We start from the raw sequence: 22,726 nt of genomic DNA, 5'->3' as shown, positions 1-22,726 counted from the left end.
CACCGACCACCACGGCTGTGATCGACCGACTACGATCCGATCCATGTCGGAGCCCTGGCGTGACATCGCCCGCCGCGCGGTCGGCTCCGGGTTGCGCCTGCGCGCCAACGGCGACCCCCGGCCCCACTACGTCATCTGCGGCCAGGACGCGTTGGCGTACCACGTGGTGAAGGGGCTGCTCGACACCGAGCAGCGGGCCGACACCGTACGGGTGACGGTGGTCGTGCCGCACCGGAGGCGCTCCGACGGCCCCGACGTCCGGTCGATCAGGGGCGTACGGGTGGTGAAGGCCGACCGGCTGGACGAGGCGACGTTCCGGCGGGTCGGGCTGGCGGGCGCGGAGGGGCTGGCCCTGCTGTCGCAGGACGACGTCGGCAACATCCACGCCGGGTACTGCGCCCAGGCCGTCGAGCCCCGGCTGCGGCTGGTGCTGCGGATGTTCAACACCAGCCTGGCCAACGGCGTACGCCAGCTCTTCCCCGAGTCTGCGGTCCTCTCGGACGCCCAGATGGCAGCACCCGCCTTCGTGGCCGCCGCCCTGGGTGAGGTCGCCCCCACCTACTTCCGACACTGGGGCCGGACCCTGCACGTCGCCCGCCGCACCGACGTACGCCCGGAGGACGTGGTGTGCGGCCTGGCCGACCTCTCCGATCCGCAGGCCGTCCGGATGCTGCCCATCGACGAGTCGACGGCGGACGTGGTCCTGGCGGAGGCGACCGGCCAGCCGGCCGGGACCGAGCTGGCGGCCCGCCGACTGGTCCGCGCCCGACGGCGGCGGCCGATCCTGACGACCCTCCGGGCGGTACGCAGCTTCGCCACCCGCAAGCTGGGCATCGCCACCCTCGTGGTGCTCGGCGTGATCGCGCTCCTGGGCTACCTGATCTCGCGGGCCGAGGAGGTCTCCCCGGCCGAGGCGCTCTATCTGACCCTCGTCACCACGCTCAGCGGAGCGGACCCGGACACCGAGAAGGACGCCGCCGCCCAGATCATGCAGGTGGTGCTCAACCTGGCCGGGCTGGCGTTGATCCCGCTGATCACCGCCGTGGTGGTGGACGGGATCGTCAACGCCCGACTCGCCCTGCACGCCGGACGCAACCAGGCGGAGCGCTCCGGTCACGTGGTGGTGGTCGGGCTCGGGAACGTGGGCACCCGGGTGATGGCCCAGCTCAACGACTTCGGCGTCGAGGTGGTGGCGATCGACAAGGACCCGCAGGCCCGGGGGGTCTCGCTGGCCCGTCGGCTCGGGATCCCGGTGATCGAGGGGGACGCGGCGCGGGACGAGGTGCTGCGGGCCGCCTCGATCGAGACCTGCCAGGCCCTGGTGGTGGTCTCCACCGACGACGTGGCGAACCTCCAGGCGGCGCTGAACGCCCGGGCGGTGACCAACGAGTTGCGGGTGGTGCTGCGGCTCTACGACGACGACTTCGCCGAACGGATCTCCGGCGCGTTCGACATCGGGATCTCCCGCAGCGTCGCCTACCTGGCCGCCCCCTCGTTCACCGGTGCGCTGCTGAACCGGGCGGTCATCGCCACCATCCCGCTGGAACGGCACGTCCTGGTCGTCGCTGAGGTGCCGGTGACCGCCGGGTCGGCGCTCGACGGTGCCCCCCTCACCGAGGTCGGCAGGCCCGACGGGGTACGCCTGATCGCGCACACCCCGGTCGGTCAGGTCGCCCAGTCCGCTGTGGACTGGACACCGGACGCCCGGATGGTGATCAACGCCGGTGACCGGCTGACGGTGGTCTCCCGGCGGGCGGGACTGAGCTGGCTGCTGCGGCAGACCTCACCGCCCCCGCCGGCCCTGCCGTCCTCGTCGTCGGTCGTCCCCGAGCCCCGCCCCGCCGACGACCCGTCCTGACCCACCGACGTACCAGAGGGCGCCGAGGGCGAGCACGCCGAACCCGGCGAGGACGCTGACCGTGGGCAGTGTGACAGCCAGGACCAGACACCCGACCAGCCCCGCCACCGCCGACAGCCGCAGGGGGAGCCTCCGGTCGGGGTCGCGGCCGAGGGTCAGCGCCGCAGCGTTGGTGATCGCGTAGTAGACCAGCACGGTGCAGCTGCTGAAGCCGATCGCACCCCGGACGTCACCGAACGCCACCACCACGACGACGACCGTCGCCACCGCCAGCTCGGCCCGGTGCGGCACCCGGTGCCGGGGGTGTACGGCGGCGAGCGCCCCGGGCAGGTCCCGGCGGCGGGCCATCGCCAGCAGGGTCCGGGACACCCCGGCGAGCAGGGAGAGCAGCACCCCGGTCACCGCCACCGTCGCCCCCGCCCGGACCAGCCAGCTCAGTCCGGGTACCCCGGAGACGGCGACGACCTCGGCCAGCGGGGCGGTGGCGGTGGCGAGCCGGTCGGTGCCGAGCACCCCGAGGGCCACCACCGCCAGGGTCAGGTAGATCGCCAGGACCACCCCGAGCGCCAGGGGAACCGCCCGGGGGATGGTCCGGGTGGGATCCCGGACCTCCTCACCGAGGGTGGCGATCCGGGCGTACCCGGCGAAGGCGAAGAAGAGCAGGCCGGCGGCGGTGAGCACGCCCCGCAGGCCGGTCCCGTCGAGGGTGCCGAGCCGGTCGACGGAGAAGTCCCCGCCGGTCACCCCGGTCACCGCCACCGTGGCGAGCACGACCAGGGTGAGCGCCACCAGGATCCGGGTCGCGACAGCCGTCCTGCCGATGCCGCGCAGGTTGACCCCGGTCACCGCCAGGACCGCCGCGACCGCTGCCGGTCGGGCCTGCTGCGGCCACAGGTACGCCCCGACGGTCAGCGCCATCGCCGCACAGCTCGCCGTCTTCCCGACGACGAACGCCCAGCCGGCGAGGAACCCGGCGAACGGGTTGAGCCGTTCCCGCCCGTACACGTAGGTGCCGCCGGACTCGGGGTAACGGGCGGCCAACCGGGCCGAACTCGTGGCGTTGCAGAAGGCGACGGCACCGGCGAGGGCCACCGCCACCAGCAGCCCCACCGCCCCGGCCGACGCCGCGGCGGGGGCGAACACCACGAAGACGCCCGCGCCGAGCATCGACCCCAACCCGACGACCACCGCATCGGGTACGCCCAGTCGCCGGGCCAGGTGCGTCACGGGGGAAGGTTACGGGGCGGATGTGAACGGACGATCGACGGTGCGTAACCGGCCGGGCAGCGGCAGGGTGTCCCAGGGCACCCGGTGCAGGATCCGGTCCAGCAGGAGGCCGACCAGGAGCCCGGCCACCGAGTCGGTCAGCCAGTGCCACCCGAGGTAGGTGGTGGTGCACAGGACCACGACGGGGGGAACGATCCGGACGGCCAGGACCACCCGGTGCGGCAGCCCCCGCCCGAAGGTCCGCAGCACCGGGGCGAGCAGCAGCGCCAGGACGCCGTACCAGACGATGGCGTTGGCCACGTGCCCCGACGGGTACGACTGGGCGAAGCGCAACGGCAGGTCGCTCTGGAACAGGGGGAGGGTCTGCTCCACCGGCAGGAACGGCTCCTTGACGCTGGCGCTCGGCGCCGGTCGGGCCGTCCACACCTTCAACGGACCGACGGTGAAGGTGGTCAGCGCGAACGCGGCCACCGGCACCAGGAGGGGGCGTACCGAGCGGAGCCGGACCGCCAGGAGCACCGCCAGGGCGGCCCCGATCGCCGTCAACGGGCCGCCCTGTCCGAGGTAGTTGAGGACCATCGCGGCGGTGAAGGCGGCCGGGGGGCGGTGCGCGGCGGCCCATTCGTCGACGGCCCGGTCGAGGCCGAAGAGGTGACCGGTGGCGAGCGATACGGTGATCGCGACGAACCCGACGACGAGCAGTACGTCGAACCACCATCCGGCCGGTCGGACCGGGCGTAGCCGGACTCCGGGCCGTACCTTCGGGGTGTCGTGCACCCGATCACGCTACCGGCCCGGGCCGGACCCGGCGGCGGCTGTGTGCCGAACCACGATTAGCGGCGATGTCTGCGGTCAGCAGTCAGACTTGTCCCGTGCGGATCACCTCAGCCCTCGTGGACCCGGCACTGCTCGACCTTCCGTGGTCGACACCGTTGGCGGACTGGCCGGCGCGGCACCTGGTCGCGCTGCCGCAGGGAATCTCGCGGCACATCGTGCGTTTCGTCCGACTCGGCGAGTACGTGTACGCGGTGAAGGAGACCGGCGAGCGGGTCGCCGAGCGGGAGTACGACCTGCTGCGGGCGCTGGAGCGGATCGACTTCCCGTCGGTCGAGGCGATCGCCATCGTGGCCGACCGGCAGTCCGACGACGGTGAACCCCTCGACCCGGTGCTGATCACCCGTCACCTGCAGTTCTCCCTGCCCTACCGGGCGTTGTTCTCACACACCCTGCGCCCGGAGACGATGGGCCGACTGCTCGACGCGCTCGCCGCCCTGATCGTCCGGATGCACCTGACCGGGTTCTTCTGGGGCGACTGCTCGCTGTCGAACACCCTGTTCCGACGGGACGCCGGGGCGTTCGCCGCGTACCTGGTGGACGCCGAGACCGGGGCGTTGCACAGGTCGCTCTCCAACGGCCAGCGCGGCGAGGATCTGGAGATCGCCCGGGTCAACATCTTCGGCGAGGCGCTGGACCTCCAGGCCGCCGGGCTGCTGCACGAGTCGATCGACCCGGAGACGGTCTGCGAGGAGGTGGTGCAGCGGTACGAGCGGCTCTGGCACGAGATCACCTACGAGCAGCAGATCGAGCGGGAGGCCCGGCACGACATCGAGGGCCGGATCCGCCGCCTCAACGAGCTGGGCTTCGACGTCGCCGAGGTGGCGATGTCCACCATCGACGACGGGCGGTACCTGGTGCGGCCGAAGGTCGTCGACGCCGGGTACCACGCCCGTCGGCTGATGCGGCTCACCGGCCTGGACGCCGAGGAGAACCAGGCCCGCAAGCTCCTCAACGACCTGGACGCCTACCGGGCCGAGAGCGTCCCCCTCGCCGAGCAGCAGGCCGCTCACCGGTGGCTGACCGAGGTGTTCGAGCCGGTGGTCCGGGCGGTCCCGGCGCACCTGCGGCGCAAGTTGGAGCCGCAGGAGCTGTTCACCCAGATCATCGAGCACAAGTGGCTGCTCTCCGAACAGGCCGGCCGGGACGTCGGGATGGGTCCGGCGGTGCAGTCGTTCCTCTCCGAGGTGCTGGTGCACCGCCCCGACGAGCAGGCGGTCCTCGGCGTCGACCTGACCCCCGCCGGCTGACCCCGGCGCTCACTCCACCCAGGAACCGGCCCGCATCACCCGGAACACGTTCAGGTCGTCGTCGAGCACCACCAGGTCGGCACGGAGCCCGGCCCGCAACGCGCCCACCCGGTCGCCCAGGCCGATCGCCCGGGCGGGGGTGGTGGCCGCCATCCGGGCCACGTCGACGAGGGTCATCCCGGCGTCGACCGCGTGCCGCAGGGCGGCATCCATCGTCAGGGTGCTCCCGGCGATCGCGCCGGGTTCGGTGTCCGCGCCGGGTTCGCCGTTCCTGTCGGGGTCGGCGCCGGGTTCGCCGTTCCTGTCGGGGGCGGCGTTCCGGCCGGTGGAGAGTCGGGCCGTACCGGCGGTGACGGTGACCGCCTGGCCGCCCAACTCGTACTCGCCGTCGGCCATTCCGGCGGCGGCGATGGCGTCGGTGATCAGGGCGCACCGGTCCGGTCCGGCGGTCGAGACGGCGAAGGTGAGCATCCCGTCGTGCAGGTGCACCCCGTCGGCGATCAGCTCACAGACCACGTGCGGCGCCTCCAGCAGCGCCACCACCGGCCCCGGATCGCGGTGGTGCATCCCACGGACCCCGTTGAACAGGTGGGTGCCGACGCTCGCCCCGGCGGTCAGGGCGGCCCGGGTCTGCTCGTACGTGGCGTCGGTGTGACCGATCGCGGCGACTACCCGGTGCGCGGTGAGCAGCTCGATCGCCGCCACCGCGCCGTCGCGTTCCGGGGCGATGGTGACCATCCGGACGGCACCCTGCCCCAGCTCGATCAGCTCGGCCAGTTCCCGGGTGGACGGATCCCGGAGGAACTCCGGGTTCTGGGCCCCGCACCGCCGCGCCGACAGGTACGGCCCCTCGAAGTGGATGCCGGCGAGCACCCCCTCGGCGACCAGCGGGGCGTACGCGGCGGTGGCCGCCCGCATCAGCTCGATCGGTGAGCTGACCAGGCCGGCCAGCAGGGTGGTGGTGCCGTGTCCCAGGTGGAAGGCCGCCGCCGCCCGGGCCGCCTCGGCGTCGCCGGTGGTGAAGGTGTGCCCGCCGCCGCCGTGGGTGTGCATGTCCACGAAGCCGGGGAGGATCCAGTGCCCGTCGCGCACCGACGGGTACTCGGCGACGGCGGTGATCCGGTCGCCGTCGATCTCCACGCAGCCCTGGCGGATCACACCGGCCGGGGTCACCACCTTGCCGTTCACCCGCAGGGCCATCAGCTCTCCGTCTCTCGTTGCGACTCCGGACAGTTCGGTGCGCTCAGCCGTGCCCCTTGTCCTCGGGCACCGTGTCGAGGGCGAGCAGCGCCGCGCCGAGGCAACCTGCCTCGTCGCCGAGGGCGGCGGGCACCAGCAGGGGCTCCCGGTGGAAGGTCAACCGTTCACGCAGCGCCGCCCGGAGGGGGCCGATGAGCTGGTCACCGGCGCGGGCCAGTCCGCCGCCGAGGACGATGGTGCGGACGTCGTACAGCGCCTGGCCGGTGGCGAGTCCGTCGGCGAGGGCCTCCACCGCCTCCCGCCAGACCCGCTCGGCGACCGCGTCACCGGTGGCGGCCCGGGCCGCCACCGCGGCGGCGTCGACCGGATCCGCCCCGTCGGCGGGGGCGGTGAGTTCGGCGTACCGGCGGGCGATCGAGGCGGCCGAGGCGACCGCCTCCAGGCAGCCGCGCCGACCGCAGCCGCAGGTCGGGCCGTCGGGGCGGACCAGGATGTGGCCGATCTCCCCGGCGGCACCGTGCGCGCCGGCGGCGGCCGACCCGTCGGTGACGTGCGCGCCCGCGATGCCGGTCCCGATCGCCACGAACAGGACGTGCCCGGCGTCGCGTCCCGCGCCGAGCCGGGCCTCGGCGAGGCCGCCGACCCGGACGTCGTGTCCGAGGGCGGTGGGCAGGCCGAGTCGGGCCACCGCCAGCTCCCGCAGGGGTACGTCCCGGAATCCGACGTTCGCCGACCAGACGGCGACCCCCCGGGCGGTGTCGACCACCCCCGGCACCGCGATGCCGACGGCCACCGGGGAGTACCCGGTGGCGCGGGCCCGGTCGGCGAGCCCCTCGGCGACGTCCAGGATGGTGGCGACGACCGCCTCGGAACCGCGTTCGGCGCCGGTGGGGTGCCGCTGGGCGTGCACGACGGTGCCGTCCGGGCGGACCAGGGCGCACTTCATGCCGGTGCCGCCCACGTCGACGGCGACGGCGACGGCGGGCGGGGCTTGCTCCGAGTCCGAGGACGAAGCCCCCGCCTCGCTGTCGATCACGTAAGCACCACCGAGCGGCGGAGGTGACGTGGGGCGTCCGGGTCGAGCCCCCGGCTGGTTGCCAGTTCCACAGCGAACCGCTGGGCGAGGATCAGGTCGGCCATCGGGTCGACCGGGGTCCGTCCGGCGGACCAGCGTCCGAGCACCGTGCGGTAGCCGTGGGTGCGGCTGTGTGCGAAGGCGGCACCGGTGGCCGCGACGTCCTCGGGCAGCCCGGCGGGGAGGTCACCGAAGGCCCAGACGAGTCGACCCGGGGTGGCGATCGAGATGGGTCCGTGCCGGTAGTCCATCGCCGGGTACGACTCGGCCCAGAAGCTGGCGGCCTCGCGGCACTTCAGCGCGGCCTCGTGGGCGAGGCCGACGGTCCACCCCCGGCCGAGGAAGGTGACCTGCTCGACGAGGACCGGGTCGATGGGCAGTGAGGCCCGGACGGCCACCTCGGCGTCGGCGACCAGCGCGCCGACGTTGTCGCCGAGGTGCGCCCGGAGCAGGGCCAGGGCGGTGGTGGCGAACCGGGTCTGCACCACCGACCGTTCGTCGGCGAAGGGCAGCGGGGCCACCGAGTCGGCCAGCTCGGCGGCGGGGGAGTCGGGGTCGCCGACCACGACGGTGGTGGGCACCCGGCCCTGCAGGGCGGCGAGCAGGTCCAGCACCTCGGTCGTGGTCCCGGAGCGGGTGATCGCGATCAGGCGGTCGTACCGGCGGTCGGGGGGGAACTCGGAGGCCTGGAAGGCGTCGGTCTCGCCCTGGCCGAGCTGCTCCCGGCGGGCGGCGTAGGCCATCGCCATGAACCAGGAGGTGCCGCATCCGACGACGGCTACCCGTTCGCCGGGTCGGGGCAGGTCGGGAAGGGTGCCGGCGAGGCGGGCGGCCTCCCGCCAGCATTCGGGCTGACTAGCGATCTCCGCGTGGACGTGGGCCATCGGGAACTCCTTGTGGGGAGGTCGGTACGCGACACCGCACCGAGGGGTGCGGGGCCACTGTGGTGCGCGGCAACCACTCCGTTGCGCGATCCGGATCGTGCGTCTGTCCGCCTGTGTGCACAGCCTGTCCATTGATGTGCACAGCAGGGATCGATGTGCACAGCCTGTCCATTGATGTGCACAGCAGGGATCGATGTGCACAGCCTGTCCATTGATGTGCACAACATGGATCGATGTGCACAATATGGCTCGTAACGGCCATCTTTCGAGCACTATTCTGCTTGAATGCCGACGATCCGGCAACCGGACGGCGGATCGCGCAGCAGGGGGTTTTGCGCGAGGCTAGTTTCGCGCACTACTGTGCACGCAATCGATCAGCGACTGTGCTGTCACTGGAGGCCCCCGGTGGACCGTTACGCCAGATGGAACGCCCTGCTGGAGATGCTGACCGACAGCGGACGGGTCAGCGTCGAGGAGGCCGCCGAGCGGCTGGACGTCTCCCAGGCCACCATCCGACGTGACTTCGACCAGCTGGCCCAACAGCAGATGATCACTCGTACCCGGGGTGGGGCGGTCGCAAACGGCGTCTCGTACGACCTGCCGCTGCGCTACAAGACAGCCAAGCACTCCGCCGAGAAGCAGCGGATCGGGGCCGCCGCCGCCGCGCTCGTCGCCCCCGGTTGCGTGGTCGGGCTCAACGGCGGCACCACCAGCACCGAGGTGGCCCGGGCCCTCGCCGTCCGACCGGACCTCAACACCAACGCCGAGGGTGCCCAGCTCACGGTGGTCACCAACGCGCTGAACATCGCCAACGAACTGCTGGTCCGATCCCGGATGAAGGTGGTCGTGGCCGGCGGGGTGGTCCGCCCCAAGTCCTTCGAACTCGTCGGCCCGCTGGGCGGGGCGCTGCTGCGTGAGGTGACCCTCGACGTGGCCCTGCTCGGGGTGGACGCCGTCGACCCCCACCTCGGGGCCGCCGCCCACCACGAGGGGGAGGCGGCGATGAACAACCTGATGGTGGCCCGCGCCAAACGAGTCGTGATCATCGCCGACTCGTCCAAGCTGGGTGGGCACGCCTTCGCCCGGATCTGCCCGGTGGACCGGGTGGAGACGCTGATCACCGACTCGGGGGCCGCCCCGGAGATGGTCGAGGCGTTCCGCGCCGCCGGAGTCACGGTCGTCTGTGCCTGACCCGCGTCGCCGGGGGTGCCAACCGGTGACCTCGCCCACGCCGTCGGTTGATGCGCGACACGTCGGGCCTGGTTACGCTGGTCACCCCGGTTGGCGTCGGCGTGCCGGCCCGTCCCCGCAGGAGCGCCATGCAGCAGCCCGACGCCCCTTCGCACACCGGCGTCGGCGCTGTGCCGCCGCATCCCAGGTCCGACGCTCCCGTGACGGACCCCGAGGGCGGGGCGTCGAGGCGTACCGGAGCCGGGGTTCCACCGCCGCGTAGCGCGCCGGAGGTCGAACAGGTTCCGGCGACCGACGGCCCGGCACCGGGCCCGTCGGTCGATCCGGTCGAGAGCGCCACCGACGAGGGGGCCGACCCGACCACCGGCGCCGGTGGGCTCACCGATCGGGAGCAGCGGATCCTCGCGTTCGAGCAGCAGTGGTGGCGGCACGCCGGGGCCAAGGAGCAGGCGATCCGGGACACCTTCGGGCTCTCGGCGACCCGGTACTACCAGCTGTTGAACGCATTGCTGGACAACCCGGCCGCGCTGGCCGCCGAGCCGCTGCTGATCGGCCGACTCCGACGCCTGCGCTCCTCCCGGGCCCGCAACCGCCGCCGCTGACCGGCCGTCTGCGCAGGCTGATCTCCCCCGCGCCCTTCGGTACGACGACCGACCCCCGCCCGTTCGAAGTGTGCCGTTTCGAACGAGCGGGGGTCGGCGGTCAGAGCGTGGGTCGGAACAGGTCGCGGGTCGATCAGAACGCGGGGAGGACCGAGCCCTGGTACTTGTCCTCGATGAACTTCTTGACCTCGGCGGAGTGCAGGAGCTCCTCCAGCTTCACCACCCGGGGGTCGTCCTGGTCACCGTCGCGGACCACCACCAGGTTGGCGTTCGGGTTGTTCTCCGGCTTCTCCAGCGCCAGGGAGTCGGTGGAGGGCTTGAGCCCGGACTCGATGGCGTAGTTGCCGTTGATCACCGAGGCGTCGGTGTCGTCCAGGCTCCGCGGCAGCTGCGCCGCCTCCAGCTCCCGGAACTGGAGCTGCTTGGGGTTCTGGGCGATGTCCCGCTGGGTGGCGGAGGTGCCGGCCCCCTCGTTGAGGGTGATGATGCCGTGCTGGGCGAGCAGGTTCAACGCCCGGCCGGAGTTGGTCGGGTCGTTCGGGATCGCCACCACCGCACGCTCCGGCAGCTCGGCCACCGTCTCGAACTTCTTGGAGTAGAGGCCGAGCGGCTCGATGTGCACCGGCGAGAGCGCGGTGAACTGGTAGCCCTTGGCCTGCTTCTCGGTGTCCAGGTACGGCACGGTCTGGAAGTAGTTGGCGTCGAGCTGCTTCTCCTCCAGCGCCCGGTTGGGCTGGACGTAGTCGGTGAACTCCACGATCTCCAGGCTCAGCCCGGCCTGCTCGGCCAGGTTGTCCTTGATGTAGGTGAGGATCTCGCCGTGCGGCACCGGGCTCACTCCCACCTTCAGCGGAGAGTCCGGCGAGGCCGCGCTGCTCTCGTCGCTGTCGGAGCCGCAGGCGGCCAGACCCAGGACGAGCGCGGTCGCGGCGAATACTGCGGTGATGCGTCGCACGATGTGCCTTCCTTCGTGATTTCTCGGGCGGACCAGCCGAGGAGGGGTCGGCTGGTTCATCTGTGTGCCAGGCGACGGGCGATCACGTCACCGGCCATCTGGACGAACTGAACGAAGACCACCAGGAGAACCACGGTGGCGATCATGATGTCGTTCTCGAAACGCTGGTAGCCGTAGCGCAGGGCGAGATCACCGAGGCCGCCGCCGCCGATCACCCCGGCCATCGCGGAGTAGCCGATCAACGCGACCATGGTCAGGGTGAGCCCGGCGACCAGCCCGGGTCGGGCCTCGCGCAGCAGCACCTTCCCGACGATCTGCCGTCGGCTGGCCCCCATCGCGTGGGCTGCGGCGATGACGTCGCGGTCCACCTCACGCAGGGCGGTCTCCACGATCCGGGCGTAGAACGGGATCGCGCTGACTGTCAGCGGCACGATCGCGGCGGTGGTCCCGATGGTGGTGCCGACGACCGCCCTGGTGAACGGGATGATCGCGACCAACAGGATGATGAACGGCAGCGACCGCCCGATGTTGACCACCAGGCCGAGGAGCAGGTTCACCGGCCGGACCGGCAGGAGGCCGTCGGAGTCGGTGAGCACCAGCGCGACGCCGACCAGGAGGCCGCCGACGGCGGCGAGCAGCGAGGCGACCCCCACCATGTACGCGGTCTCGCGTAGCCCCTGCAGGAGCAGCTCGACGAGATCGTCGGCGATCATGCCGGCACCTCCACGGTGAGTCCGGCGGCCCGGAGGTGTTCCACGGCCGGCGCGGTCCGTGCCGCGTCCCCGGGCAGGGCCAGCCGGAGCCGACCGGCCCGTCCGCCCGCGAGCTGCTCCACGGTCCCGGTGATGATCTGGACGTCGAGGTCGAACCGGCGGGCCAGGTCGGCGACGAAGGAGCTGTCCGATCCGGTGACCGTCACGTCGACGACAGTGGCCCCGGGGAGGTCCGGTGGTGGACCGAGGGGGAACACCTCGGCGGCCAGCTCCGACCCGGGGCGGGCGATCAGCTCGGTCACCGTCCCCGACTCGGTGATCCGCCCGTCGCGCATCACCGCCGCCGAGTCGCAGAGCCGCTTGACCACGTCCATCTCGTGGGTGATCAGCAGGACGGTCAGACCGAGCCGCTGGTTGAGGTCGCGCAGCAGCCCGAGGATCGACCGGGTGGTCTCCGGGTCCAGGGCCGAGGTGGCCTCGTCGGAGAGGAGCACCTTGGGGCGGCCGGCGAGGGCGCGGGCGATGCCCACCCGCTGCTTCTGTCCGCCGGAGAGCTGGGCCGGGTAGGCGTGCGCCCGGTCGGTCAACCCGACCAGGTCGAGCAGTTCGGCGACCCGACGGGCGCGCTCGGCGCGGGGGACGCCCATCACCTCGAGTGCGAAGGCGACGTTCCCGGCCGCGGTACGCGAGGTGAGCAGCGCGAAGTGCTGGTGCACCATGCCGATCCGCTGCCGGGCGGCGCGCAGGCGGTCGCCGCCGAGGGCCGTCAGATCGACCCCGTCGACGGTGACCCTTCCCTCATCGGGCCGTTCGAGCAGGTTGACGCAGCGCAGGAGGGTACTCTTGCCAGCTCCACTGCGGCCCACCACGCCGAAGACCTCACCGGCGCGGACCGCGAGGCTGACGCCGTCGACAGCGACGACCGACCGCCCTTTGGCGTGGTACGTCCGACGTAGTCCGTCCAGTCTGATCACGTTTGGGGTCCTCGGGGATGGGTTTTCGGGGCAGGGGGAACTCCCGATAATGCCTAGCGGTTTAGTAGGTTAATCCGAGATTCGCTCTTTGACGACCCAAGGTGAGGCGGAACACGCTCTGACCGAGCGGCCCCCACCGCACCCACCGGACCGGCACTCGCCTCCCGATGGGGTGGACGAGGACCGCCCCGCCCGGCAGACTCCGGCACGTGGTGAGTGCGGTACGGCTGGAGCCGGTGGACGAGCGGAACCTGGAGCCGTTGCTCTCGGTGGCCGCCGCCGAGGCCGAGCCGGACGACGTCATGCCCCCGGTCGACGCCCCGGCCGGCTGGTCGATGGCCCGTCGGGAGGCCTTCCGGGACTACCACCGGGCGAACTTCCCCGGTCTCGACGGCCCCGCCCGGACGCGGATGTACGCCATCCTGACCGGGGGCGAGGTCGTCGGGATGATCCGGATGACCTGCTGCGACGAGCCCGGAACCGTGGAGACCGGCCTCTGGCTGGGGCGCTCCGCCCGAGGTCAGGGCCTCGGCGCGGCAGCCCTACGACAGTTGCTGGACGTCGCCGCCGCAGCCGGGATGCACACGGTGGTCGCCGAGACCACCAGCGACAACACCGGTGCCCTGTCGGTCCTGCGCAAGCTCGGCGCGAAGCTGCGCGACGACGACGACCGGGTGCACGCCGAGATCTCCCTCGACACCCCCCAGTCCTGACCCGGGACCGACCTCAGAGCCCGCCCGGTCGCCCCCGGGTCACCAGTCCCGCCACTGGTCGGTCAACTCCGACCGGTCGAGGCTCCGGCGTCCGGTGAGCCCGTCCACGTCCACCCCGGCCTCGTGCAGGGCCGCGTCGACGTAGTCGGCGAACGCCTCCCGCTCGCCGGTCTCGATCCGGCCGTGCTCGTCGTTCACCTCGTTCAGGGCGGTCACCACCCGTTCGACCACCGCCCAGGCCTGCTCGTCGGAGGCCGGGTCGATCGTCCGGAGGTCGGCGTCGTACCGGGCCAGGGCGGCCTCGGAGGCATCCACGAACGCTGTCGGCCAGAGCCGCTCCGCGTACGCGTTGCGAGGGTCGAGCAGTCCGGCGGAGACCGCCACTGCCTGCTCCTGGGCGGCACGACGCCACCGTACGGTCGGCTTCTCGATCATGGGCGGACCGTACCGCCCGGGTCCGACACGACCACGGCGTCAGGGGGTGTGCTTGTCGGCGTACGCGGCGAGCCAGGCGACCTGGTCCGGGTCGAGGGACGGGCGGACCTGACGGCGGGCGGTGACGACGTGTTCGGCGGTGACCGTGGAGGCGGTCAACGACTCCCGCATCGCGGCCAGCGCCGCCTCCCGGACCAGGGCCGCGCAGTCCGCCGCCGAGAATCCGTCCAACTCCTCGGCGAGCGCCGGCAGGTCGACGTCGTCGGCCAGCGGGACGCTCCGCGAGGCGGCCTTGAGGATCTCCACCCGGGCCTCGGCGTCCGGTGGTGGCACGTAGACCAGCCGCTCCAGCCGCCCCGGCCGCAGCAACGCCGGGTCGATCAGGTCGGGCCGGTTGGTCGCCCCGACCACCACCACGTTGCGCAGCGACTCCACCCCGTCCAGCTCGGTGAGCAGGGCGGCGACCACCCGGTCGGTGGTGCCTCCGTCGGTGGCCTGACCCCGGGTCGGGGCGAGGGCGTCCACCTCGTCCAGGAAGACCAGGGTGGGGGCGGCCTCCCGGGCCCGACGGAACAGCTCCCGGACCGCACGTTCGCTCTCGCCGACCCACTTGGAGAGCAGCTCCGCGCCCTTCACCGACAGCACGTTGGCCCGACCCGACCCGGCCAGGGCGGTGACCAGGAACGTCTTGCCGCATCCGGGCGGCCCGTAGAGCAGGACCCCACGCGGCGGCTGGACGCCCAATCGGGCGAAGGTGTCCGGGTAGGTCAGCGGCCACAGCACCGACTCGGTCAGCTTCTCCTTCACCTCGACCAGGTCACCGACGTCGTCGAGGGTGACCTTCGCGACCTCCAGGGTCGACGACGCCATGGTGGTGGGACGGACCACCTCCAACGCGGCGGTGAAGTCGGCCATCGCCACGGTGGGGGTGGAGTCGGTCTTCTGCCGCAGCGCCGCGCGTACCCCGGCCTCCCGGACCAGGGCGGCCAGGTCGGCGGCGACGAATCCCGGGGTACGCCCGGCGACGTCGTCCAACCTGACGTCGTCGGCGAGCGGAACCTGCCGGGTCAGGACGGTCAGCTGCTCGCGGCGCAGCGCCGCGTCCGGCAGCGGCACGGTGATCCGCAGCGACAGCAGGTCCGGGGCGCTCAGCGCCGGATCCACCGCCTCGGGGCGGCCGGTGGTGCAGACCACCGCCACCCCGGAACGCAACAGGTCGGTGACCAGCTGCCGGAACACGGTGGCGACCGGGCCGGGCTCGTCGGCCGGGGCCAGCGCCTCCACGTCGGTCACCAGCAGGACGGCGGGTTCGCCGGTGGTGACGTCGGTGGCGGCGGCACGCAGCCGCTCGGCGGCCGACTGGTTGCTCAGCGCCGCCACCTCGGGCGCCCACACCGGGCGTACCCGGGCCTTCACGTCCGCGGCCACCGCCCGGACCAGCGCCGACTTCCCGGACCCGGCGGGACCGCTGAGCAGGACGCCGAGCGAGACGGTGGTGTTCAGTCGACCCAGCACCTCCCGGTGGTGGAACCCGAGGTCGAGCAGCTCGGTGAGCTGTTCGGCCTGGGAGCGCAGGCCGGGCAGGTCGTCGACGGAGGGGGTCCACTCGGCGTCGGCACCGTCGCGCGTGCCGTCGGAACCGGCCCGCCCGCCCGTCCTGCTGTCGTCGCCCGGTCCTCCCCGCTCGGCGAGGCCGAACCGTCGCCTGTCACCCCCGCCGGTGATCCGGGAGACGTCGGAGGAGGGGACGGCCGATCCGTGGGTGGCCGGTCCGTGTTCCCAGCCGACCAGGGTGTCCATGGTGACCAGGCCGCCGCACTCCGGGTCGGCGGAGACCACTGTGAGCAGGGTGCTGGTCCAGGCGTACCCGACGGTGTTGGCCAGGCTCCGGCGGGCCGCCTCGACGAGGGTGCGGGCCGAGGCGTCCGGAAGCACGTCCTGGGGGAGGAGCGACACGTCGTCACCCTCGGTGACCATCTTGCCCAGCAGGGCCAGCCGGAGCATCTCCGGGGAGACCACCGCAGCGATCTCCGCCGCCCCGGCCACCGTCACCCGCTCGGCCGGGGCCACCGGGATCGGGGTCACTGTGACCTGACCACCGTCGCGGATGCCGAGGTTGCCCAACATCAGGTCGTCGGCGTACAGCAGGACGGCGCTGGCCGTCGGTTCGGCCTTCGCGACGATGCCGGCGGTGGTTCGTCGACCGGACAACCGGACCGGGTCGCCGGGCCGCAACGCCAACGCGGTCAGGACCTCGGGATGCAGTCGTACGATGCCCCGTCGGGCGTCCAACGCCGCCGGTCGCAGGCTCGCGGTCAGGGTCAGTTCGGGTTGTGCCACGGCCCGACAGTAGCCGCCGGGGGCACGTCGTGCCCGGTCACGGGGTCGGATCGCCGTGCAGCAACGAGGGGTTGCGCCGGATCATCTCGGCCAGCCGAGCGGCCGGGTCCCCGGTCGTCCCGTCCTGGTCGGTCTGCCACGGCGGGGTGGTCCGTACCGGGACCGGCCAGGACTGGGCGGGTGCCGTGTCGGGGCCACCGAGCCGCATCGGGTACGTCTGCCCGCTGTGCTCCACCCGCAGGGTCACGGTGACCCCCGGGTGGTCGAGGAGGACCCGGCGTACCGCCTCGGCCACCGCCTGGACCGGGTCGGGACCGGTGGACTTGACGGCGGCGCGGCCCCCCGCCGCCTCGATCGCCGGGACGGCCCCCCGCGCGGCCTCCCGGCGCGGCAGCGTCCGGGGCCGGTCGGGGCGCTCGGCCCCGCCGGGAGGGCCGGAGGTCGGGGTGGGTGCGTCGACCCGCCCGGACACCGGGCCGCCCCCGGAGGCCGGCCGGGCCGTGCCGACCACCCCGGTGGGCCGGTCGGCAGGCTCGCCCTCCACCTGTCGGATCGCCCCGCCCGCCACCGGTGCCCCGGTCCGGTCGGCCGCCACGGCTTCGCCGGGACCCGCCGCGTCGGGCACCGGCCTTGCGTTGCGTCCCCCGGCCGGCTCGGCAGCGCGTCGCAGCGCCTCCTCGCGTCGAGCCATCCGGGCCAGTGTCTCGTCCAGATCACCCCGCACGCCGTACCTCCTCCACAGTGACCCGCCGGACGGCTCAGGCCCGCGCTTCCCGGGTCGCCCGGTCCAGCGCCCGGTCGAGGACCACCAGCAGGGCGTCTCGCACCGAGAGGCGATCCCGGGCGTCGAACTGTACGAGGGGAACCTGCTCGTTGACGGCCAACGCCCACCGGATCGAGTCGAGGTCGTGGGCGAGCCGACCGTTGAAGGCGTTCACCCCCACCACGAACGGCAGCCGGGCCCGCTCGAAGTAGTCGATCGCCGGGTAGCAGTCGTCCAGGCGGGCGCTGTCCACGACGACCAGCGCACCCAGGGCACCACGGGCCAGGTCGTCCCACATGAAGCCGAACCGGGACTGCCCGGGGGTGCCGAACAGGTACAGCTTCAGGCTCTGGTCGATGGTGACGCAGCCGAAGTCCATCGCCACAGTGGTGGTGGTCTTGTCCGAGCCGACGCCGGGTTCGTCGATGCCGATCCCGGCGGTGGTCATCACCGCCTCGGTGGTCAGCGGGGCGATCTCGGAGATCGCGCCGACGGTGGTGGTCTTGCCCACCCCGAAGCCACCGGCGACCACGATCTTGACCGGGATCGGGGCGCTGCCCGGGTGGGGTCGACCGCCGGGGGCACCCCCCTCACCCGGCCGGTACGGCGGCGGCGCGTCGGGCGGGTGCCCGGCGGGAGCGGCCGGTACGGCCGGGGCGACGGCTCGACCGGTGACCGAACCCGTCGGGGCGTATCGGCCGGGGGCACTGTTGGCGGCGAGCCCGCCCTGCGGGGGAACCGGCCATTCAGGAGATCGCACGGAGTCCATCAATCACTCGCAGGATGAGGTTGGGGTCGTGGATGTCCACGACGTCGCTGACGTGCACGTCAAGATGACCGGAGGCGCGGAGGTCGCCGACGAGGACGCGGGTGACGCCCAGGTGCAGCCGGGTACGCGCCGAGATCTCGGCGACCGACAGCGGCTCCACGCAGAGCGCCATGATCGCTTGGAACTCGGGTGCGAGTCGGCTGACCGACTCGACCCCCCAGGCCGGGTCCCGGGCGGTCACCTGGGTCTCCAGGCCGATCGCGGGATCGGCTCCGGTGACCCGCCCGGCGGTGAGCACGAACGGCCGCAGCTCCGGAGGACCGGCCGACTCGGGAACCGGGGCGGGCGTCGGGTCGGCCGCCGGGGTCCTGGCCGAGCCCGGGGAGGAGCCCCGCAGGTAGGGCCGGATCCGGAAGGTCCGCTCCGGCTCCGGTTCCTCGCCGGGCAGGTCCCCGGTCATTGCTGAACGGCGTTCTTCAGCTCGGCGATGAGACGGGGACTCAGCGCGCTGCCGGCCCGACCGGCGAAGAGGGTCATCTCGTAGGCCACGGTGCCGAGGTTCGCCGACCGGTCGGCGACCACGCCGAGCACGGAGCCGCTGCTGATCGAGCTGATCAACAGGTAGCCGTCGGCCATGTCCACGATGACCCGGTTCAGTCCGCCCAGGGCGTACCAGCTCGCCGCCCCGCCCGCGAGGCTGGTCATCCCGGAGACCACTGCGGCGAGGCGTTCCGCGTTGGACCGGTCCTTGATCGCTGACATGGCCATCAGCAACCCGTCGGAGGAGACGGCGATCGCCTCCATCACCCCGGCGGTGCTGGAGGTGAAGGAGTCCAGCAGCCAGTTGAAGGTGCGCGCTTCCGGGCTGAGGTCCCCGGCGTGGCTGTGGTGGTCGACGTTCTCGTGTACGTGGGGGCTGCTCACCGTGTGGTTCCTTCTTCTGTTTCGCGGGAGGGACGGACTTCGCGCAGAGCCCGGGCCACGCCGGTCTCGAACGCGTTGATGAGGTCGCGGACCTCGGCCGGGTCGCCGGGGTTCTCCGGGGGGGCCTGCCGGGGTGGGGAGACGGTCAGGTTGGCGCCCGGCACCCGTCGGGTCAGCTTCGGTGTCTCACCGGACCGGGCCGGGGGTCGGGGGGACGCCCGCTCGATGGAGGTGACCGGGGCGATCCGGTCGGCCGGTACGGCTCGCGGTGCCGGGTCGACCCGCTCGGCCGGTACGGTCCGTCGGACCGGCGTGGCCGGCAGGGCACCGAGTTCGGACCGGCTCTGCTGGTGGGCCCGGCGTACGCCCGACTCGAACTGTTCGACGAGCGCCCGCGCGGCGGCCGGATCCGCGCCGGTGGCATCCACCGGGGCGACCCGTGGTGGGGCCTTCGGCAGGCTGGCCCCGGGGACCCGTTGCCGGATCCCCGTCATCCGTGTGGCCCGTCCCGACTGGTCGGGGGCGATCTGGAGCACCCGGGCCCGGACCGGCTCGGCCGGGGGCGCATCGACCGGCGGGGTCACCGGGTCCGTCTCGGGCTCGGTGCCCTCCGGTGTGGTGTCCGGCTCGACGGTGCCGAAGGCGTCCCAGGACTCGGCGGCCTCCAGGCTGCGGGTGGCCCGGCTGAGCAGGGTCGGGTCGAACCCGGGGAGCGCCGTGGAGTCGATCACCGGCCGGGACGGTCCGGCGCCGACCACGGCGAGGGCCCGTCCGGCCCGGGGCAGCTCGGGGTCGGGGCGGCGGCGGGAGGTCACGTCGGTCGGCTCCGCCCGGGCGGGCAGGGCGGCCCGCGCGGCGGCCGGGGTGCCGGGGCGCTCACCGGCGTCGACCACCAGGGACGACCGGGTCATTTCGAGGGTGGCTGTCACCCCGCCGCCGGTCGTGGGGACCAGGGCGACCGACCAGCCGTGCCGACGGGCCAACCGGCCCACCACGAACAACCCGAGCACCTCGGTCGGCGCGAGGTCGAGTCGCTCGCGCCGGGTGAGTCGGGCGTTCTCCTCGGCGAGCCGGTCGTCCTTCATGCCGATCCCGTGGTCCACCACGGAGAGGGTGGCCCCCTTCTCGGTCAACTCACCGCTGACCGTCACGCGGGTGTGCGGCGGGGAGAAGACCGTGGCGTTCTCCATCAGCTCGGCCAGGGTCAGGACCAGGTCGCCCACGACCGCCGGGGCGGCCGAGACACCGGCGGGGAACTGGACGTCCACCCGGGTGTAGTCCTCGATCTCACCGAGCGCGAGTCGGACCACGTCGGCCAGCGGGACCGGGGCGATGTGGGCGTCGTCGCCGGTGGCACCGGAGAGCACCACGAGGCTCCCCGCGTTACGCCGCAACCGGCTGGAGATGTGGTCGAGCCGGTAGAGGTGTTCCAACCGACCCGGGTCGGCCTCCTGCCGTTCCAGGCGGTCGATCAGTGCGAGCTGTCGACCGACCAGGTTCTGGGTACGCCGACCGACGTGACCGAACATCTGCGCCACGTTGCGGCGGCTGGCCACCTGCCGTTCCACCAGGCGGGCGGCGGTGGACTGCACCCGTTCGAAGGCGCGGGCCAGGTCGCCCACCTCGTCGCGGGCGGCCACGTCGACCGGGTCGAGGCGGATCGGCTGGGCGGACTCGGCCTCGTCGTCGGAGACCCGGACCAGTTCGGACTCGGCGACCCGGGCGACCCGGTCGGCGGAGACGGTCAGTCGGGTCAGGGGGCGTGCCACCGCCCGGCCGATGGCCAGCGCGAGCAGGATCACCGCGAGGACGATCGCGTTGATGACCACGCCGACCCAGACCGCGGCGGAGATCGCCGAGTCCTGTTCGGCGCGTACCTCGGCGGTGATGTCGGCGACCAGCTTCTTCTCGACGAACTGTCCGAGCGTGATCAGGGAGGAGATGGTGGGGAAGAGGTTCTCCGCCTTCAGCGACCTGACCGCTGCGAGCGGATCGGCGGCGCTCTGCTCGATGAAGCCGGTGCTGGTCCGGTCGGCGAGCGCGAGCTGTTCGAAGACCAACAGGTCGAGCTGTTCGGCGGTGAGCAGGCCGAGGGTCTGCTCGCTGCCCTGTTGCAGGACGGCCATGTTCGCCACGTACGCCGTGGCGAGCTGTTCGGTGGGGCGGTCGGCGACGAGGACGATGAGGGCACCACCGGTGCTCAGTCCCTCGCTGTTGCGCAGGATGCCGTCCAGGGCGAGGACCTGTCGACCGGCGGCGCTACGGGTGTCGACGTCCTGGCGCAGTCGCAGCGACTCGATCAGGGCCAGGTTGACCGGCCGGTATCCGGCCAGGATCCGCTCGGGGCTGGCCTGACCGGCCAACATGGCCGTCCGGACGGCTGTCAACTGCCGGACCCCGTCGAGCGCCGCGTCCACCTCGTCCGGCAGGTCGTCACCGAGATCGGCCCGCAGGTCGGCGACCTCGTCGTCCACCATGGTGATCTGCTGGACCAGGTCGGTACGGGGGGCGTGGCCGAGGAGGACGCCGACGGCGAGCAGCCGTTCGCGCTGGAGTTGTTGGAGCAGGGTGCCGACCCGTCCGGCGATCTGGACCGAGCTCTCGATCTCCCCGGCCCGCTGGGCGACGCCGACCCGTTCCCACACCACCGGGACGGTGAGCGTCACCATGCAGACCAGCGGCACGGTGACCAGCAGCGCGAGCTTGCCCCGGATCCGGAGCCTACCGAGCAGCATCGAATGGCCTCCACCGGTTGTCCCCGCTCTGCCCGACCGGCTGGAGCACCGGCGTCAGCTGGTCCCCGGGGCCGCGACCGGCGGCCGGTGCCACCGTCCGACCGGTTCCGGGCGGGGTGGGCTCGGCTGTCGAGTCGGAGCCGCCGTCGGTCGGGTCCTCCCGTCGACGGGTCAGCCAGATGCTGGTGACCAGGCCGGCCAGGAGAAGCCCGGCGAACCCGCCGGAACCGATGATCCGCCGGTTGTCCCGGTCCAGGTCGTCGATCCGCATCTCCAACAGCCTGTCGAGTTCGTCGAGGATGACCGGTTGGAGCTGGTTGGCGGCGGCCTGCGCGTCGGCGCGAGCGGCACTGAGCCGTTCCACGTCGACGGTGGGCACCCGGCCGGTCGGCTGGGAACTCACCGCCATGCTCTCCACCGCCTGCTGGTACGTGTCGAACGGGGTGAGGACGCTCGCGCCGAGGTCGGTGCTCTCCGAGTTCTCCACCGCCGACCGCAGGTTGTTGACCAGGTCGTTGGCGGGCTGCAGCGCGGCGAACCGAAGGGTGGCCAGCTCGCCGAGGCTGTTGGTCCGCTCGCTCGCGGGCCGGGTCTGCATCAGGACGGCCAGGTCGACGAGGCGACCGGCGGCGATCATCGCCTCGGGCATCTCCTCCCCGACGCCGTCCTGGAGGAAGTACGAGTCGGAGCCGGAGTCCCGGACCAGACCGGAGCTCTCCCGTACCTTGCCGTGCAGGGCCAGCAGCAGGTCGGTGGCCTCGCCGTACGCGGTGAAGACGGCTTCGGGGTCGAGGATCGACCGGTCCGGCAGCCCTTCCAGCTTCGCCCGCAGCCCGGCCCACCGCTCACTGCTGCGCAGCTCGGCTCCGATCCGGGCGTCGACCGCTGCGGCCTCCTCGACCGCCCGGTCCAACGACTCCCGGGACTGCGGTTGTCCGGCCACGGCGGCCGACTGGGCCTCCACCAGTGCGTCGGTCACCGGTCCGAGGGCCCGCAGGTACTCGACGCCGAGGCGTTCCCGCTCCAGCACCCCGCGGTCGGCGTCGATCTCCTGGTACGCCCGTACGACGAGGAACGCCACCGGCAGCAGCAGCACGGTGGCGAGAAGCAGCGGCAGTGTACGGCCTGGCATCGTCCAGGGCCGTCGACGGACCCGCGGAGCGGGAACGGTCATGGTGGTCTCCTCCAGCGGTGGCACAGGGTCGCGGGACGGCGTCGGTCCCATGCGCCGGACCGGAACCTAATCGACGGCCGATATCCAGACAGAGAGACGTTCAGGGTCAG

At 72.8% G+C, this 22,726-nt stretch carries 20 protein-coding genes and 2 pseudogenes; 5 read left to right on the top strand and 17 right to left on the bottom strand.

Annotated elements, in window-relative coordinates; genetic code table 11:
• The first annotated feature begins 43 nt into the window (after positions 1-43).
• The gene (locus tag WHN02_RS02845) at positions 44-1,858 is read left to right on the top strand and encodes a potassium channel family protein (protein ID WP_434741923.1); all 1,815 of its coding nucleotides are present in this window, start codon (positions 44-46) and stop codon (positions 1,856-1,858) included.
• Here WHN02_RS02845 and WHN02_RS02840 read toward each other — a convergent pair.
• Both WHN02_RS02840 and WHN02_RS02835 read right to left on the bottom strand, forming a co-directional pair.
• Positions 1,784-3,085, bottom strand: coding sequence for an APC family permease (locus WHN02_RS02840; RefSeq protein ID WP_434741922.1), 1,302 nt, complete (start codon positions 3,083-3,085; stop codon positions 1,784-1,786). The genes WHN02_RS02845 and WHN02_RS02840 overlap by 75 nt on opposite strands.
• A 9-nt stretch (positions 3,086-3,094) precedes the next feature.
• Positions 3,095-3,862, bottom strand: a complete 768-nt coding sequence (locus tag WHN02_RS02835) for a phosphatase PAP2 family protein (RefSeq protein ID WP_434741921.1) — start codon at positions 3,860-3,862, stop codon at positions 3,095-3,097.
• Positions 3,863-3,927: 65 nt separating this feature from the next.
• Between WHN02_RS02835 and WHN02_RS02830 the strand changes: the two genes are divergently transcribed.
• Positions 3,928-5,169, top strand: a complete 1,242-nt coding sequence (locus WHN02_RS02830; RefSeq protein ID WP_434741920.1) for a DUF4032 domain-containing protein — start codon at positions 3,928-3,930, stop codon at positions 5,167-5,169.
• A gap of 9 nt (positions 5,170-5,178) precedes the next feature.
• Here the strand turns inward: WHN02_RS02830 and WHN02_RS02825 are convergent, their stop codons facing one another.
• From WHN02_RS02825 to WHN02_RS02815, 3 genes are all read right to left on the bottom strand, one after another.
• Positions 5,179-6,222 (bottom strand): N-acetylglucosamine-6-phosphate deacetylase, encoded by a 1,044-nt coding sequence (locus tag WHN02_RS02825; protein ID WP_434743794.1) that lies wholly within the window; start codon positions 6,220-6,222, stop codon positions 5,179-5,181.
• 190 nt (positions 6,223-6,412) lie between these two features.
• Complete coding sequence (locus tag WHN02_RS02820; protein ID WP_434743793.1) at positions 6,413-7,315, bottom strand: ROK family protein; 903 nt, start codon at positions 7,313-7,315, stop codon at positions 6,413-6,415.
• A gap of 86 nt (positions 7,316-7,401) precedes the next feature.
• Positions 7,402-8,328: an SIS domain-containing protein gene (locus WHN02_RS02815; protein WP_434741919.1), complete on the bottom strand. Its 927-nt coding sequence runs from the start codon at positions 8,326-8,328 to the stop codon at positions 7,402-7,404.
• A gap of 405 nt (positions 8,329-8,733) precedes the next feature.
• Here WHN02_RS02815 and WHN02_RS02810 point away from each other — a divergent pair, with 405 nt between their 5' ends.
• Both WHN02_RS02810 and WHN02_RS02805 read left to right on the top strand, forming a co-directional pair.
• Positions 8,734-9,519: a DeoR/GlpR family DNA-binding transcription regulator gene (locus WHN02_RS02810; protein WP_350896342.1), complete on the top strand. Its 786-nt coding sequence runs from the start codon at positions 8,734-8,736 to the stop codon at positions 9,517-9,519.
• A gap of 128 nt (positions 9,520-9,647) precedes the next feature.
• Positions 9,648-10,121: a DUF3263 domain-containing protein gene (locus WHN02_RS02805; RefSeq protein ID WP_434741918.1), complete on the top strand. Its 474-nt coding sequence runs from the start codon at positions 9,648-9,650 to the stop codon at positions 10,119-10,121.
• Positions 10,122-10,254: 133 nt separating this feature from the next.
• On the opposite strand, the gene WHN02_RS02800 is transcribed toward WHN02_RS02805, so the two are convergent.
• Genes WHN02_RS02800 through WHN02_RS02790 form a run of 3 tightly spaced genes read right to left on the bottom strand, consistent with a single transcriptional unit; the run spans position 10,255 to position 12,763 of the window.
• Positions 10,255-11,076: a MetQ/NlpA family ABC transporter substrate-binding protein gene (locus WHN02_RS02800; protein WP_434741917.1), complete on the bottom strand. Its 822-nt coding sequence runs from the start codon at positions 11,074-11,076 to the stop codon at positions 10,255-10,257.
• A gap of 56 nt (positions 11,077-11,132) precedes the next feature.
• The gene (locus WHN02_RS02795; protein WP_434741916.1) at positions 11,133-11,789 is read right to left on the bottom strand and encodes a methionine ABC transporter permease; all 657 of its coding nucleotides are present in this window, start codon (positions 11,787-11,789) and stop codon (positions 11,133-11,135) included.
• A complete protein-coding gene (locus WHN02_RS02790; RefSeq protein WP_434741915.1) occupies positions 11,786-12,763 on the bottom strand; it encodes a methionine ABC transporter ATP-binding protein in 978 nt (325 codons plus the stop codon). The genes WHN02_RS02795 and WHN02_RS02790 overlap by 4 nt, the downstream gene beginning before the upstream one ends.
• A gap of 209 nt (positions 12,764-12,972) precedes the next feature.
• On the opposite strand from WHN02_RS02790, the gene WHN02_RS02785 reads away from it, so the two are divergent.
• A complete protein-coding gene (locus WHN02_RS02785; protein ID WP_434741914.1) occupies positions 12,973-13,476 on the top strand; it encodes a GNAT family N-acetyltransferase in 504 nt (167 codons plus the stop codon).
• A gap of 39 nt (positions 13,477-13,515) precedes the next feature.
• Here WHN02_RS02785 and WHN02_RS02780 read toward each other — a convergent pair whose 3' ends face one another.
• The 9 genes and pseudogenes from WHN02_RS02780 to WHN02_RS02740 form a co-directional block, all read right to left on the bottom strand.
• Positions 13,516-13,911: a hypothetical protein gene (locus WHN02_RS02780; protein ID WP_434741913.1), complete on the bottom strand. Its 396-nt coding sequence runs from the start codon at positions 13,909-13,911 to the stop codon at positions 13,516-13,518.
• Positions 13,912-13,950: 39 nt separating this feature from the next.
• Positions 13,951-15,510, bottom strand: a pseudogene (locus tag WHN02_RS02775) (AAA family ATPase); the annotation flags it as partial.
• Between the two features lie 143 nt (positions 15,511-15,653).
• A pseudogene (locus WHN02_RS02770) lies at positions 15,654-16,251 on the bottom strand (AAA family ATPase); the annotation flags it as partial.
• 37 nt (positions 16,252-16,288) lie between these two features.
• Entirely contained in the window at positions 16,289-16,975 is a 687-nt protein-coding gene (locus WHN02_RS02765) for a hypothetical protein (protein ID WP_434741912.1), read from the bottom strand.
• Between the two features lie 34 nt (positions 16,976-17,009).
• Positions 17,010-17,783 carry a GTP-binding protein gene (locus WHN02_RS02760; protein ID WP_434741911.1) on the bottom strand — a complete coding sequence of 258 codons (774 nt, stop codon included), beginning with the start codon at positions 17,781-17,783 and terminating at the stop codon, positions 17,010-17,012.
• Entirely contained in the window at positions 17,761-18,243 is a 483-nt protein-coding gene (locus WHN02_RS02755) for a DUF742 domain-containing protein (protein ID WP_350896332.1), read from the bottom strand. The genes WHN02_RS02760 and WHN02_RS02755 overlap by 23 nt, the downstream gene beginning before the upstream one ends.
• Positions 18,240-18,707 carry a roadblock/LC7 domain-containing protein gene (locus tag WHN02_RS02750; RefSeq protein ID WP_350896331.1) on the bottom strand — a complete coding sequence of 156 codons (468 nt, stop codon included), beginning with the start codon at positions 18,705-18,707 and terminating at the stop codon, positions 18,240-18,242. The genes WHN02_RS02755 and WHN02_RS02750 overlap by 4 nt, the downstream gene beginning before the upstream one ends.
• Positions 18,704-21,442, bottom strand: a complete 2,739-nt coding sequence (locus WHN02_RS02745; protein ID WP_434741910.1) for a nitrate- and nitrite sensing domain-containing protein — start codon at positions 21,440-21,442, stop codon at positions 18,704-18,706. The genes WHN02_RS02750 and WHN02_RS02745 overlap by 4 nt, the downstream gene beginning before the upstream one ends.
• On the bottom strand, positions 21,429-22,574 hold the full coding sequence (locus WHN02_RS02740; RefSeq protein ID WP_434741909.1) for a hypothetical protein: 1,146 nt from the start codon (positions 22,572-22,574) through the stop codon (positions 21,429-21,431). Before WHN02_RS02740 ends, WHN02_RS02745 begins: the two co-directional genes overlap by 14 nt.
• Between the last annotated feature and the right edge of the window lie 152 nt (positions 22,575-22,726).

This window comes from Micromonospora sp. SH-82, assembly GCF_051132485.1.
Taxonomy (GTDB): Bacteria; Actinomycetota; Actinomycetes; order Mycobacteriales; family Micromonosporaceae; genus Micromonospora.
This window is presented reverse-complemented; position numbering and strand designations above follow the sequence as displayed.